Annotated in this window: 14 protein-coding genes; 4 read left to right on the top strand and 10 right to left on the bottom strand. The window is 70.4% G+C overall.

Annotated elements, in window-relative coordinates; all coding sequences use genetic code 11:
* Positions 1-128: 128 nt before the first annotated feature.
* The 6 genes from CGZ93_RS05700 to purN form a co-directional block, all read right to left on the bottom strand.
* Positions 129-434: a DUF3017 domain-containing protein gene (locus CGZ93_RS05700; RefSeq protein WP_229117224.1), complete on the bottom strand. Its 306-nt coding sequence runs from the start codon at positions 432-434 to the stop codon at positions 129-131.
* Positions 435-436: 2 nt separating this feature from the next.
* A complete protein-coding gene (locus CGZ93_RS05695; RefSeq protein WP_094363176.1) occupies positions 437-1,324 on the bottom strand; it encodes a bifunctional methylenetetrahydrofolate dehydrogenase/methenyltetrahydrofolate cyclohydrolase in 888 nt (295 codons plus the stop codon).
* 327 nt (positions 1,325-1,651) lie between these two features.
* On the bottom strand, positions 1,652-1,918 hold the full coding sequence (locus tag CGZ93_RS05690) for a type II toxin-antitoxin system death-on-curing family toxin (RefSeq protein ID WP_229117223.1): 267 nt from the start codon (positions 1,916-1,918) through the stop codon (positions 1,652-1,654).
* Complete coding sequence (locus CGZ93_RS05685; protein ID WP_176451645.1) at positions 1,918-2,121, bottom strand: DUF6290 family protein; 204 nt, start codon at positions 2,119-2,121, stop codon at positions 1,918-1,920. Before CGZ93_RS05685 ends, CGZ93_RS05690 begins: the two co-directional genes overlap by 1 nt.
* Before the next feature lie 28 nt (positions 2,122-2,149).
* Complete coding sequence (gene purH / locus CGZ93_RS05680; protein WP_094363174.1) at positions 2,150-3,709, bottom strand: bifunctional phosphoribosylaminoimidazolecarboxamide formyltransferase/IMP cyclohydrolase; 1,560 nt, start codon at positions 3,707-3,709, stop codon at positions 2,150-2,152.
* A complete protein-coding gene (purN, locus tag CGZ93_RS05675; protein ID WP_094363173.1) occupies positions 3,709-4,293 on the bottom strand; it encodes a phosphoribosylglycinamide formyltransferase in 585 nt (194 codons plus the stop codon). Before purN ends, purH begins: the two co-directional genes overlap by 1 nt.
* A gap of 65 nt (positions 4,294-4,358) precedes the next feature.
* Between purN and CGZ93_RS05670 the strand changes: the two genes are divergently transcribed.
* Positions 4,359-4,952 (top strand): MFS transporter, encoded by a 594-nt coding sequence (locus tag CGZ93_RS05670; protein ID WP_094363172.1) that lies wholly within the window; start codon positions 4,359-4,361, stop codon positions 4,950-4,952.
* A gap of 139 nt (positions 4,953-5,091) precedes the next feature.
* Here the strand turns inward: CGZ93_RS05670 and CGZ93_RS05665 are convergent, their stop codons facing one another.
* Positions 5,092-6,558, bottom strand: coding sequence for a cell division protein PerM (locus tag CGZ93_RS05665; protein ID WP_141211089.1), 1,467 nt, complete (start codon positions 6,556-6,558; stop codon positions 5,092-5,094).
* Between the two features lie 125 nt (positions 6,559-6,683).
* Between CGZ93_RS05665 and CGZ93_RS05660 the strand changes: the two genes are divergently transcribed.
* A complete protein-coding gene (locus CGZ93_RS05660; RefSeq protein ID WP_094363170.1) occupies positions 6,684-8,501 on the top strand; it encodes a hypothetical protein in 1,818 nt (605 codons plus the stop codon).
* 264 nt (positions 8,502-8,765) lie between these two features.
* On the opposite strand, the gene sucD is transcribed toward CGZ93_RS05660, so the two are convergent.
* The 3 genes from sucD to CGZ93_RS05645 all read right to left on the bottom strand — a co-directional run bounded on the left by sucD (position 8,766) and on the right by CGZ93_RS05645 (position 11,505).
* Positions 8,766-9,656 (bottom strand): succinate--CoA ligase subunit alpha, encoded by an 891-nt coding sequence (sucD, locus tag CGZ93_RS05655; RefSeq protein WP_094363169.1) that lies wholly within the window; start codon positions 9,654-9,656, stop codon positions 8,766-8,768.
* A 13-nt stretch (positions 9,657-9,669) separates the two neighbouring features.
* Positions 9,670-10,851 carry an ADP-forming succinate--CoA ligase subunit beta gene (gene sucC / locus CGZ93_RS05650; protein WP_094363168.1) on the bottom strand — a complete coding sequence of 394 codons (1,182 nt, stop codon included), beginning with the start codon at positions 10,849-10,851 and terminating at the stop codon, positions 9,670-9,672.
* A gap of 243 nt (positions 10,852-11,094) precedes the next feature.
* Positions 11,095-11,505, bottom strand: coding sequence for a cobalamin B12-binding domain-containing protein (locus tag CGZ93_RS05645; RefSeq protein ID WP_094363167.1), 411 nt, complete (start codon positions 11,503-11,505; stop codon positions 11,095-11,097).
* Positions 11,506-11,759: 254 nt separating this feature from the next.
* Between CGZ93_RS05645 and CGZ93_RS05640 the strand changes: the two genes are divergently transcribed.
* On the top strand, positions 11,760-12,899 hold the full coding sequence (locus tag CGZ93_RS05640) for a M23 family metallopeptidase (protein WP_094363166.1): 1,140 nt from the start codon (positions 11,760-11,762) through the stop codon (positions 12,897-12,899).
* A 177-nt stretch (positions 12,900-13,076) separates the two neighbouring features.
* Positions 13,077-13,241, top strand: coding sequence for a hypothetical protein (locus CGZ93_RS18780; protein WP_176451644.1), 165 nt, complete (start codon positions 13,077-13,079; stop codon positions 13,239-13,241).
* Positions 13,242-13,298: the final 57 nt, after the last annotated feature.

Here is a 13,298-nt window from a genome sequence, read left to right as displayed (position 1 = left end):
CAATCGGGCACTACCGTGGGACATGAGAACCTCCGGGTTGGCGTGGGCCTTCGACAAGCCACATCCCATTCGGAGGTTCTCGTTCGTTCAACCAGGCTCGCCGCTACCAACGTCCTGGCCGGGTACAGCTAGACGGCCGGGACCAGCACCGACAACGCGATCAGCGTCGCGCCGACGACGAGCAGCACAGTCACGTCGAACGCCCGGCCGCGCACCTGCAGCAGTCCCGCGAGCCGCTGCGGCAGCACCAGCCGCTCCAGTGCGCCGAGGCACAGGGCGGCTCCGAACAGGGCGCTGCCCCAGCGCCAGTGGCCGGCCCAGACGACGACCAGCGCGGCGGCCGCCGCCGCGACGACCACCAGCAGCGGCCACTGGTTGAGGGATTTCGCCTTGGTCCGGGCGGCCACCCGGATCCCCTGGTCACGCAGCGCCACGATCACCCCCGCGCGTAGCGGGCCCCCGACTGTGCCAGGGCGAACTGCTGTTCGGCGGCCTCGACCACGTTCTCCAGCAGCATCGCGCGGGTCATCGGGCCGACTCCCCCGGGGTTCGGGGTGACCCAGCCGGCCTTCTCCCAGACGTCGTCGGCGAAGTCGCCGACCTGCCTGCCCTCGGCGTTGCGGGTGATGCCGACGTCGACCAGGGCCGCGCCCTGCTTGATCATGTCGGCGGTGATCAACCCCGGTACGCCGGCCGCGCCGACCACGATGTCGGCGTTCCGGGTGTGCGCGGCCAGCTCCTTGGTGCCGGTGTGGCACAAGGTGACCGTGGCGTTCTCCGAACGGCGGGTCAGCAGCAGCCCGAGCGGGCGGCCCACGGTCGTGCCGCGGCCGACCACGCACACCTCCGCGCCGGCCAGCTCGACGCCGTTGCGGCGCAGCAGCTCGACGATCCCGCGCGGCGTGCACGGCAGCGGGCCGGGCTGCATCAGCACCAGCTTGCCGAGGCTGGCCAGGGCGAGCCCGTCGGCGTCCTTGGCCGGATCGATCAGGCCCAGCGCCTCGTGCTCGTCGAGATGCTTCGGCAGCGGCAGCTGCACGATGTAGCCGGTGCAGGTGGCGTCGGCGTTCAGCTTCTGGATCTCCTCGCGCAGCTGCTCGCGGGTGGTGTCGGCGGGCAGGTCGACCCGCAGGGAGGCGATCCCGACCTGGGCGCAGTCGCGGTGCTTGCCATTGACATAGATCTGCGAGCCGGGATCGTCACCGACCAGCACCGTGCCGAGACCTGGGGTGACCCCGTGCTCGGCCAGCTCGGCCACCCGAGCCTTCAGCTCGTCCTTGATCGCGGCCGCACAGGCCTTGCCGTCGAGCTTTTGCGCCGTCATCGAGTTCCTTTCGGGGTACGCCGGACTGAGCGCCATTCTGCCACTATCCGGGCAGGGCACCCGCGAGCGCGGGGTCGAAGCAGTGGCGTACCCCAACCGACCTCGATCAGGGTGTGGTCGAGCGCTTCGAGGTGGGTGGGCAGCCAACGAGCTGGGCGCCTGGGCGCCCCGGGTGATCGGGATGCCGCTCGGCGAGCAGCTACCGCGGATCTGCTGAGGTGTTGCCTTCCACTGCGGGACGCAGGCGGGTCGCGATCTCGTCCACCTCGGTCATGGACCCGTCGGCAATCGCGATGATGAAGTCGTACGCCTCGTCGTTGCTCCAGGTCAGGGTGTGGCCGTTGAGCCCAGGAACGCGATCAGGGCACCGAGCCCGAGTCGCTTGTTTCCGTCAACCAAGGCGTGGTTTCCGACGATCGACTGCGTCAGGGCGGGAGCCTTCGTGACCAGGTCTGGGTAGGCGTCCTGCCCGAACACGGATGTCTGCGGCCGGGCTGCGGCCGACTCGAGCAGGCCGGCGTCCCGAACGCCGACCGTCGTGTCGGTGGCCCGGTTGGCGATGTGGATCAGTTCTTCAGCGGTCAGATGGAGCATCACTGCCCCAGGCGCTCAAGCGTTTCGGCATAGCGCGGCAGCTCACGATCGAGCACCTGATCCAGCAGGTCTCGGCGGCTGTGCTGCTCGATGTATTCGGTCAGGGCGGAGCGGGCGACTTGCTGCATCGAACGTCGCTCCAACTCGGCACGCTTGCGCAGCGCCTCGGTCTCGGCATCGGTCAGTCGCAGTGTCATGGCCATGCAGTAATGATACCGAGGTTGATACCGTTCAGTGGAAGAAGTGCCGGGTCCCGGTGAGGTACATGGTGACGCCGCCCTTCTTGCACACCTCGACGGTCTCCTCGTCCCGCACCGAACCGCCGGGCTGCACGATCGCCTTCACCCCGGCGTCGATCAGGATCTGCGGGCCGTCGCTGAACGGGAAGAACGCGTCCGAGGCGGCGACCGACCCCTTGACCCGGTCCCCAGCCCGCTCCACCGCCAGCCGGCAGGAGTCGACCCGGTTGACCTGACCCATGCCGACCCCGACCGAGGCGCCGTCGGCGGCCAGCAGGATGGCGTTCGACTTCACCGCGCGGCAGGCCCGCCAGGCGAACACCAGATCGGCCAGGGTCTGCTCGTCGGCGGCCTCGCCGGTGGCCAGCGTCCAGTTGGCCGGGTTGTCGCCGGGGGCGTCGATCCGGTCGGGGGCCTGCAGCAGCGCGCCGCCGGAGATCGGGTGCAGGCTGCGCTCGCGGTGGGTGTACGCACCGGCGGTGAGCAGGCGGATGTTCTTCTTCGCCGACAGGAGCTCCAGCGCGCCGTCGGCGTACCCGGGGGCGATCACCACCTCGGTGAAGATGTCGGAGACCTGCTCGGCCATCGCCACCGACACCTCGCGATTGGTGGCGATCACCCCGCCGAACGCGCTGACCGGGTCACAGGCGTGGGCGAGCCGGTGCGCCTCGGCGATGTCGGCGCCGACGGCGATCCCGCACGGGTTGGCGTGCTTGATGATCGCCACGCACGGCTCGTCGAAGTCATAGGCGGCGCGATAGGCGGCGTCGCCGTCGGTGTAGTTGTTGTAGCTCATCTCCTTGCCGTGGTGCTGCACGGCCTGGGTGATCCCCGCCGGGCCGGCGGGATAGGCGTACAACGCTGCCGGCTGGTGCGAGTTCTCGCCATAGCGCAGGGTGCCGAGCTTCTGCCAGGCGCCGCCGATCCACTCGGGGAACCCGTCCCCACCGGAACTGTCGGTGAGCACACTGCCCATCCAGGACGCGACGGCCAGGTCATATTCCGCGGTGTGCCGGAAGGCGGCCGCGGCCAGCCGCTGCCGCTGCTCGAGGGTGGTGCCGCCGGCGGTCAGCGCCTCGGTCAGCTCGGCATACTGCTCGGGACTGGTGATGATCGCCACGGATGGGTGGTTCTTGGCCGCCGCGCGGACCATCGACGGGCCGCCGATGTCGATCTGCTCGACACACTCGTCGCTGCTGGCGCCCGACGCGACGGTCTCGGTGAACGGGTAGAGGTTGGAGACCACCACGTCGAAGGGGGCCACGCCGAGCTCGTCGAGCTGGTCGCGGTGCGCGTCGAGGCGGCGGTCGGCGAGGATGCCGGCGTGGATCTTGGGGTGCAGGGTCTTCACCCGGCCGTCCAGGCACTCGGGGAAGCCGGTCACCTGCTCGACGGGGATCACCGGTACGCCGGTGTCGGCGAGCTTCCTGGCGGTGGAGCCGGTGGAGACCACCTCGACGCCGGCCTCGGCCAGGGCCCGGCCGAGCTGTTCCAGCCCGGTCTTGTCATAGACGGAGACGAGGGCGCGCTTGATGGGCTGGCGGTCGGTCACTACTGCTCCTTGGTTGCCTTGGTTGCCAGGTCGTGCACGGTCTCGATCAGGAGCCTTCGCTCCTCGATCTTGATCCGTTCGTGCAGGGCCTCGACGGTGTCGTCGTCGAGCACGGGGACGGCCGCCTGGGCGAGGATCCGGCCGGTGTCCACGCCGGCGTCCACGGTGAACACGGTGGCCCCGGTCACCTTCACCCCGTAGGCCAGCGCATCGCGCGGGCCGTGCATGCCGGGGAAACTCGGCAGCAGCGCGGGGTGGGTGTTGATCATCCGCCCGGTGAACCGGTCCAGGAACGCCTCGCCGACGAGCTTCATGAAGCCGGCGCTCACCACCAGATCGGGCTCGGCGGCGGCGACCAGCTCGGTCAGTTCGCGGTCCCAGGCGGCGCGGTCGGAGCCCTTGGCGTAGGGGTGGGCGAAGGTTTCGATGCCGGCCCGCTCGGCACGGGCCAGGCCCTCGATGCCGGCCCGGTCGGCGCCCACGAGCACCACCTCGGCGGCGCACTCCCCGGCGGCGATCGCATCCAGCAGCGCCTGCAGCAGGGTGCCCGAGCCCGAGAGGAGCACGGCAAGGCGGAAGGTCACGGCCCCGACTCTAGGACCCCGGGCCGCGGGCGGCCCAATCCGGGTGGAACGCAACGTCGCGACCGATGCGTTGCAGATTCCGCGGCCAGAGCGCGCTGCTGCTCCCGCTGCAGGTGCTGCTCGCCACCGCGGTGCCCCACCTGCTGGCGACCCTGCTGCTGGTGCCCAACGACCGGCCGGCCCACCCCGAGGCGGCGCTGGCCTCGCTGCGCGGCACGCCGCGGATGGTCGCGGCGTGCGTGGGGCTGCTGCGCACCGATCGCGTGCTGGCCGGGATCGTCGCGGTGGAACTGTTCTGGGTGGCGGGCATGTCGGTCTTCGAGACCTTCCTGCCGATCCGGCTGGCCGAACTGTTCGGCAGCTCCGAGCGGGCCGCCGCCTGGGTCGGGCCGTCCGCGGCGGCGGGCTGGGGCTGCTTCGCCGTCGGCGCGGTGCTGGTCGGCGGCCTGTCCCGGCGGATCGGGGTGACCCGGGCGGCGATCGTCAGTCGGGTGCTGAACGGGCTGGGCGCGGCGGTGATGGGGCTGGCGTTCGGGCCGGCCGGGCTGATCGGTGCCTATCTGGTCACCTACGGTCTGCACGGCGCCTGCGGCCCGGTGCATCGGGCCCTGCTGCACCGCCGCGCCCCGCGGGCAGCCGGGCCACGGTGCTGTCGCTGAACTCGCTCGTCGCCCTCGGCGCGGGTTCGGCCGTCGGGCCCGCTGCTCGGGCAGCTGGCGGCGTACGCCGGGACGCCGGCGGCGACGGTGACCGGTGGACTGTTCAGCGTGCTCGGGGCGCTGTGCTACCTGCCGGCGCTCAGCGCCGAGAGAGCGGGTTCCAGCGTCGCTGCGGGCGCTCGACGACCTCCGTCGGCTCGTCCTCCGGATCGCGAGGGCGGCGGAGCTCGGTCGTCCGCTCGTGCTCCTCGTCGGCCTCGGTGACCTCGCTCAGGTCGGTGGTCGCCTCCGCGTCCTGGACTTCGTACGCCTCGTCCTCGGCGTACGTCTCCTCCTCGGCCTGAGCGCTGAGCGGTCGGCGTACCAGGCCCCAGATCAGGCCCACGGCCAGCCCGCTGATCCCCAGCAGCGCCCCGGACAACACGGCCAGTTCGGTGAGCCGGGGGCCGATACCGGTCAGCCGCTCGGTGCCGAGGTCGCCGCCCGAGGTGGCCGCCAGGGCGGTGAACACGAGGGCGGCGAGGATGCCACTCAGGCCGCCGACGACGGCGGTCTCGTCGAAGCGGGCGCGCGGCCGGCCACGCATCACCAGGATCGCCGCCACGGCCCCGGCCAGCGCCCCGGCCGCCAGCCAGGTGAGCATCGCCGCACTGCCCGGGCCCTCGTCGGGCAGCGCCCCCAGCACCGGGATCGACGGCAGCAGCCCGAGGTCGGTACTGCTGGGCGAGATCACGCTCCCCTGCCCGAACCGGAAGCCGGCGCCGAGCGCCCAGGCCCCGCACCAGAACACCAGATTGGGCAGGAACAACGCCTGGGCCACGATGGACACGCCCAGGTTGACGCCCTCCAGGCCGAGCCGCTCGTTGAGCGCCTGGACCTGTTCGTGGTTCTGCACGAAGCCCAGCACCAGCACCACGACACCGGTCAGCAGCAGGATGGTCACCGCTGCGCCGACCGCCGCCGGTACCGCACGGGCCCACCCGGGCAGCACATCCTTCAGCCGGTGCTTGACCGCTCGGGCCGCACCGACGTACGCCGCCAGCACCGCCAGCACGGCCGACCCGACCAGCGCCCGAACCCCCTGCTCGGTGCTGCCGACCAGACTCGCGGTCACGGTCACCGCTCCGGCATAGCAGACGCTGGTCAGCAGCGTGACATTGCGCACAATTCTGGCCAGGTCCGCCGGCTGGTGTTCGACGCCCGCGGCCCGATCCGCGCGCAGCCCGGCCCGAGCCGCCAGCGCCGCTCCCTGGCCGATCATCAGCGCCAGCAGCAGGGTGAGCGTCAGCGGTACCAGCGTCCAGCGTTGTCCGCCCAACTGAAGACCGCCGCCGTTGGCCAGCAACCAGACCTGCGTACCGGCCCCGATCGCGTCCAGAACCGCGCCAGAGCGGGCTGTCAGCCAGATCAGCATCACCAGTCCGGCGAGCAGCAACCAGCCGCCCGCAGCGGCGACCAGACCGGCCAGCGCGGCGCTCGCGTACCACGGCAATTGAGGGCCGGACGCCTCGTCCTCACCGGCTTCACCGTCGTCCAATTCGTCGGCGGAACGCACCCGCAGCGTGAGCCGGGGTGCCCGCCTGCGGGAGGTCATGAGATCAGGCATGGTCCGCACCATGGTCCTGCATCCGGGCCTCTCGAATCGCTAAGACACGCGACCAACAGGTAAAGTTTGCTGACCTGTGTCCACTGACCGGCCAAAAGCGGGTCAGCAACTCGGGAGGAGCGAGTTTGTCGAACGACGGAACGGAGTACCGGCCCAGGCGGGCTGCGCTGCCCTCCGATGAGGAGTCCGCACCAGCGGAGTCCCCCTCGGAGAAGCCGGCGTCCGCCCGACGCGGCTGGACCGACGACGCGCAGTCGACCCCGGCCGATGAGCCCGCCTCGGCCGATGCGGGCAAGCACCCCGGCCCGGGTTTCACCCGTGACCCGGGAACCCGCACGACCCCCGAGCAGTCGGCGACCGACGCCACGCGAGCCGCCGCGAAACCAGGCGCCGAGGAGACCAGGCCGCGTGCCGACGAGAAGCGACCGGGTCTGGTCGCCCGCAACTGGCCCGCCGCCCCGTCCCGCTCCGCTGAGCAGCCCGCCGCGCAACAGGCCGACCAGCCCGCCGAGCGACCGGCCAACCCGTTCGCGCCGACCGAGCCGGCCAAGAAGCGTCCCAACCCGCTGGACCGGGTGCGTCGTCGCTCGAAGGAGGAACCCGAGCAGACGCCGGTCGGTCGCCGGGCCGCCGAACCGAGCAAGCGCGGGTTCGACAAGCGGAACACCATGGCCCTCAGCGTGGCCGCGATCTCGGCCCTGTGCATCATCGCGGTCCTGGTCTCGTACGCCCTGTGGTCGCTGAACCGGCGTACCGAGCAGACCGGCCCCGTCGGGCAGGGCGTCAGCGCCACCCCCGGCCCGGTGCTCGCCCAGTCGAGCCTGCTGACCGACGGCCAGGCCAAGTCGATCGACCCGAGCCGCACGTGGAGCCAGAGCCTGACCGAGCAGGGTGTCAACGACAGCTCCCCCGGGGCCGCCTGCATCGGCCCCCAGCCCACCGGCCAGCCGGGCCCGGCGATCACCCTGCTCCGCCAGCTGAAGGCCAGCGGAGATGACAAGACCGCCGCCCTGCACCGCGCCGACGCGTACGCCTCCCCCGAGGAGGCGGCGCAGATGTTCAACTTCCGCAGCACCGAGATCGGCGGCTGCGTCGGATCCCCGCTCTATGTGGAGAAGGGATTCCAGATCACCGGTGTCGGCAACCAGGCCGTCGGCGTACGCCTGGTGCTGCAGGACCGGGTGAACGAATACCACTCGATCGTCCTGGTCCGCACCGGCCGCGTGCTGAACATTCTGGACGTGGTCCGGATGGGCCAGCCGGCCGACATCGACTCCATGGTCAAGGCGCTCAGCCAGGCGGTCAACCGCCAGTGCGGTCCGGCCGTCGGGCTGTGCACCGCGCCGAGCACCTCGGTCAACCTGACCATCCCGCCGCCCGGCGGCGACCAGCCCGGGTTCCTCGCCTCCGGGGACATCCCGCGGGTGACCCAGGGCGTGGGCCAGTGGAGGGGCAACGCCCCGGGGAGCCGGGTCACCATCCAGGACGGCACGAACTGTGAGGCGATCGACTTCGCGACCGTCTCCGGTGCCAGCACCCGCCAGCAGCGCACCTATCTGCTGCGCAACGATCCGGCCGCGCCGCCGGAGTTCGGCATCGACGAGATCATGCTGCAGATGGAGAACCCGAAGTCGGCGAACGAGCTCGTCGACAAGATCTCGAACAACATCAAGGGCTGCGAGCAGCGCACGCTGACCGCCAAGGTGCAGAAACAGGCGCCACTGCTCACCCCGGCACAGGGCACCGAGGTGAAGGGTGCCTGGTACGTCGTCACGCAGAAGCTGGACCAGACCCGGACCCAGAAGTATCGCGTCGGCATCTTCTCGGCCGGCCAGAAGGTGATCTATCTGCGGGCCAACCCGAGCGACACCTTCGACTTCTCCGACGAGGCCTGGATCGGGGTCAACCTCCGCGCCGGCGAACGCTCCACGCAGATTCGATAGCGCGTATTTTCCGCGCTCACGCGCGACGCGCCCGGCCGGGCGAGCGTCTGGCAGCGCGCCCCCGATCTGGAAGGACGCCAAGGAGAAATCCCGCGTCGCCCAAGCGGGCAACGGGCATGCTGCCGCGAAGATTTCGACGACCCGTCCTGAAGATCGGGGTGATGGCGCGCTGCGCGCGAGCCCGGCCATGGAAACAGAACGGCCCCGCGCAAACCGCGCGGGGCCGTTCTGGTTAAGCAGGGCTGGTTGTTCAGGGCTGGGTGATCAGCCGAGGTCCTGCATGATCTGGCGCATCAGGTCGGCGGTCTCGGACGGCGTCTTGCCGACCTTGACGCCGGCGGCCTCGAGGGCCTCCTTCTTGGCGGCCGCGGTGCCCGAGGAACCCGACACGATCGCGCCGGCGTGGCCCATCGTCTTGCCCTCGGGGGCGGTGAACCCGGCGACGTAGCCGACCACCGGCTTGGTCACGTTGGCCTTGATGTAGTCGGCCGCGCGCTCCTCGGCGTCACCGCCGATCTCACCGATCATCACGATCGCCGCGGTGTCCGGGTCGTCCTGGAACGCCTGCAGGCAGTCGATGTGCGTGGTACCGATGACCGGGTCGCCACCGATGCCGACGGCGGTGGAGAAGCCGAAGTCCCGCAGCTCATACATCATCTGGTAGGTCAGCGTGCCCGACTTGGACACCAGGCCGATCCTGCCGGCCTTCGGGGCGATGTCGGCCGGGATGATGCCGGCGTTCGACTGCTCCGGCGAGATCAGGCCCGGGCAGTTCGGGCCGATCAGGCGGGTCTTCGACCCCTTGGTCATGGTGAAGAACTCCGCGGTGTCCTTGACCGGGACGCCCTCGGTGATGCAGACCACCAGCGGCATCTCGGCCTCGATCGCCTCGACCACGGCGGCCTTGGTGAACTTCGCCGGAACGAAGACGACCGACACGTTGGCGCCGGTCTCGGCCATGGCGTCGGCCACCGAACCGAACACCGGCACCTGGGCGCCGCCGTCGAAGTCGACGGTCTGGCCGGCCTTCTTCGGGTTCACACCGCCGACGATGTTCGTGCCGGAGGCGAGCATCCGCTGGGTGTGCTTCATCCCCTCGGAGCCGGTCATGCCCTGGACGATGACCTTGGAATCAGAATTCAGGAAAATAGCCATTGCTCGCGCTCCTTCACTTCGCCTTGGAGGCGATCTCGGCGACCGTGCGGGCCGCGCCGTCCATCGTGTCGACCCGCTCCAGGTTCGGCAGCGCCGCCTGGTCGAGGATCTGCCGGCCCAGCTCGGCGTTGTTGCCGTCCAGGCGTACCACCAGCGGCTTCGGGTCGATGCCGTCACTGGAGAGGATCTCGAACGCCTGCACGATGCCGTTGGCGACCTCGTCGCAGGCGGTGATGCCGCCGAACACGTTCACGAACACGGCCTGCACGCTCGGGTCGGAGAAGATCACCTCGAGCCCGTTCGCCATCACCGCGGCGTTGGCGCCGCCGCCGATGTCGAGGAAGTTGGCCGGCTTCGGGCTGCCCGGGAACTCCTCGCCGGCGTACGCCACCACGTCGAGGGTGGACATGACCAGGCCCGCGCCGTTGCCGATGATGCCGACGTTGCCGTCGAGCTTGACGTAGTTGAGCCCCTTCTCCTGGGCCTTGACCTCGAGCGGGTCGGTGGCGGACTTGTCCTCCAGCTCGGCGTGGCCCTCGTGGCGGAAGCGGGCGTTGTCGTCGAGGGTGACCTTGCCGTCGAGGGCGATGATCTTGCCGTCGACGGTCTTCACCAGCGGGTTCACCTCGACCAGGGTGGCGTCCTCACCGGTGTAGACCTCGTAGAGCTTGGTGAACACGTTCACCAGTTGGTCGTGGTCGGCCGCGTCGAAACCGGCCTGCTCGGCGATCTCCCGGGCCTTGGCCTCGTCGAGCCCCTGCACCGGGTCGACGCTGACGCGGACGAGCGCCTCGGGACGCTCGACGGCGAGCTGCTCGATCTCGACACCGCCCTCCTTGGAGCACATCACCAGATAGGAACGGTTGGCCCGGTCCAGCAGGATGGAGAAGTAGTACTCCTCGGCGATGTCGGCACCCTCGGCGATCATCACCCGGTGCACGGTGTGGCCCTTGATGTCCATGCCGAGGATCTCGCCGGCCTTCTCGGTGGCTTCCGCGGGGCTCTTGGCGATCTTCACGCCACCGGCCTTGCCGCGGCCACCGGTCTTGACCTGGGCCTTGACGACGACGACCGGCGTACCCAGGTCCTCGGCGGCCCGGCCGGCCTCTTCTGCTGTGGTGACAGTGATGCCCCGAAGCACCGGGACGCCGTGCGACTCGAAAACGTCGCGCGCCTGGTATTCGTAGAGATCCACGACGGCTCCATCCTTGGTTGATTCCGCCGGGTCCTCCCCGACGGGGTCTGCGCTCCCGCTGTGCGGGAAGGAAAATCGGCGTACGCCGACAGGCGCGTCCGCAGTCGGGCAGCTGGATCGAACGATCCGCCGTCGGCCGTGACGAACCCGAGTGGAGCCTAGTGGGTCGGCCGGTCCGCGCGCAGCCGGGCGGTCAAGTTGGACATGCGCCGGGTGTTGCGCGGCGGCTCGGCGGGGTGCCGGTCAGACGGTGGCGCGGTGCACGTTGCCGCGTACCCACTCGACGATCTCGGCCATCGTGGCGCCCGGGGTGAACACCTGGGCCACCCCCAACTCGGCCAGCGGTCCACGATCGTCCTCGGGGATGATGCCGCCGCCGAAGACGACGATGTCGGAGGCGTCCTCGGCCTTCAGCAGGTCGAGCACCTTGGCGAACAGGGTCATGTGCGCACCGGAGAGCACCGACAGGCCGACGGCGTCGGCGTCTTCGGCGATCGCGGTCTGCACGATCTGCTCGGGGGTCTGGTGCAGGCCGGTGTAGATGACCTCCATCCCCGCGTCACGCAGCGCACGGGCGACAACCTTGGCGCCACGGTCGTGGCCGTCGAGGCCCGGCTTGGCAACCACCACACGGATCGGGGCATTGTTCTCCACGGCTTCACCCTACCCAGCTGTCACCTGCGCGCGCGAGGGGTTCGCAGAACCCGGCGTACGCTGAGGAAGTCCAAGCAAAAACTGAGTGAGCTTTCTCACAAGGATGGGCTACAGGCCCAGTCAGGGCGGGGGTGCCTGAGATTTCTTCAGGAAATTCCCCAAGTTCAGGTTGAGTGCCGGTTATCCATCCGTTATGTTTCTTCAGGCGTCCCGTCCGTTGGACGTAGACCGAGTTGGGTTCTAGGAGTCACAAGGTGTCACAACGCTCGTTCCGCAGGGCCAAGGCCCGTCGGGCACTGGGTGTCGAGTCCCCCGAGGGGGCGCTCGCCGCAAACCGCTCGACCATCGACGAGGACCTGAGCGTCAAGGGTCTCGTCACGCACGGCCTGGCCGCCCTGGCCATCTCGGCCCTGGGACTCGCGGTAGCCGGCTCCATTGCCCTCACCGCCTCCGCCCAGTCCCTGGAGACCTCAGCCAGCGCAACCGCGGCCACCGGCCAGGACCTGACCCAGGCCCAGCCCGCCGCCGTCCAGCAGCAGAAGAACCAGCCCGCAGCGGTCAACGACGCCAAGGACACCGAGCACAAGAACGACGCCGTCGACGGCGCCCTGGACGTCTTCGCCCGGCAGGCCGACGGCACCTCCCGCAACGCGGTCCGCGCCGCCATCGACGGCGCCGTCGCCGACCAGATCGCCAAGGAACGCGGCGCCCAGCTGGTCGCCACCGGTGAGAAGGCCACCGAGACCTCCGGTGCCGCCATCGCGGACGCCCGCTCCACCAACCTGGTCAACAACGCCCAGGCCACCAAGCGCGAACAGGCCCGCCTGGCCGAGGAGAAGCGCAAGGCCGAAGAGGCCCTGAAGCGCGCCCAGGCCAACGGCGGCCAGCCCGCCGGCACCCTCGAGGCTCCCCCGGCCCCGGCCCCCGGCCCGGCCCCCCAGGTCGGCGACGGCGGCGGCGGTGGCGTCTCCGGCGGTGGCGCCACCCCGATCGCCCCCGGCCGCTACACCCTTGGCGCCCGCTGGGGTGCGGTGGGTTCCTGGGCCCGCTACCACACCGGGCAGGACCTGCCCGCTCCCGTCGGCACCCCGATCCGCGCGGCCGCCGGTGGCATCGTGATGGGTTCGGCCGCCGGTGCCGGCTGGGCCGGCACCCACGTGGTGATCAAGCACGCCGACGGTTCGTCCACCCTGTACGCGCACATGTCCACCACCTCCGTGCGTCCCGGCCAGATGGTCACCCCGGGTCAGGGCATCGGCGCGGTCGGCATGACCGGGCGTACCTTCGGTGCTCACCTGCACTTCGAGCACTACCCCTCCGGCGCTCGTCCGGGCGACGTGTACTCCACCGACGACCCCTACAGCTGGCTGCTGCGGATGGGCGTACGCCTCTGAGGCTGGGCGCGGTCCGGGCCCACCTCGGCATACGGGTGAACGCCGGCCGCGGCAAGACTCATCTGTCCGTTTCTGCTCAATTGCAACATCTGCAACATTCGCCACTGGAGCCCGTCTAGTTACTGGGGGTAGTGCTAGCGTGACTTCGGAGCCGCGGGCGGGGACACCAGCCATTCCGTGCTGGCCGCGGTGGAACGCGAGGTGGTCGGCCTGTCCGCCAGTCGCCGCAGCACCGGTCTCGACGCGGTCGCCGCCGCCACCGACACGTTCTCCCGGCAGGCAGTCACCGACACGCGCGCCACCGCGCTGCTCAACCAGGGAGCCGCCATCCGCCGGGGGTGAGATCGGCAGCTGGTCCCGCTATCACACCGGCCAGGACCTCTCCGCCCCGCTCGGCAG

The organism is Enemella dayhoffiae, assembly GCF_002250625.1.
Taxonomy (GTDB): Bacteria; Actinomycetota; Actinomycetes; order Propionibacteriales; family Propionibacteriaceae; genus Enemella; species Enemella dayhoffiae.
The sequence above is the reverse complement of the archived record's forward strand: the minus strand, read 5'-3'. Positions and strand labels throughout refer to the sequence as shown.

What these genes read in the sequence shown, in the direction of transcription:
- CGZ93_RS05670 (WP_094363172.1), top strand. Translation starts at nt 4,359, where the DNA reads ATGCGTTGCAGATTCCGCGGCCAGAGCGCGCTGCTGCTCCCGCTGCAG.
- CGZ93_RS05690 (WP_229117223.1), bottom strand. Translation starts at nt 1,918, where the DNA reads ATGCTCCATCTGACCGCTGAAGAACTGATCCACATCGCCAACCGGGCC.
- sucD (WP_094363169.1), bottom strand. Translation starts at nt 9,656, where the DNA reads ATGGCTATTTTCCTGAATTCTGATTCCAAGGTCATCGTCCAGGGCATG.
- CGZ93_RS05695 (WP_094363176.1), bottom strand. Translation starts at nt 1,324, where the DNA reads ATGACGGCGCAAAAGCTCGACGGCAAGGCCTGTGCGGCCGCGATCAAG.
- CGZ93_RS05665 (WP_141211089.1), bottom strand. Translation starts at nt 6,558, where the DNA reads ATGCCTGATCTCATGACCTCCCGCAGGCGGGCACCCCGGCTCACGCTG.
- CGZ93_RS05685 (WP_176451645.1), bottom strand. Translation starts at nt 2,121, where the DNA reads ATGGCCATGACACTGCGACTGACCGATGCCGAGACCGAGGCGCTGCGC.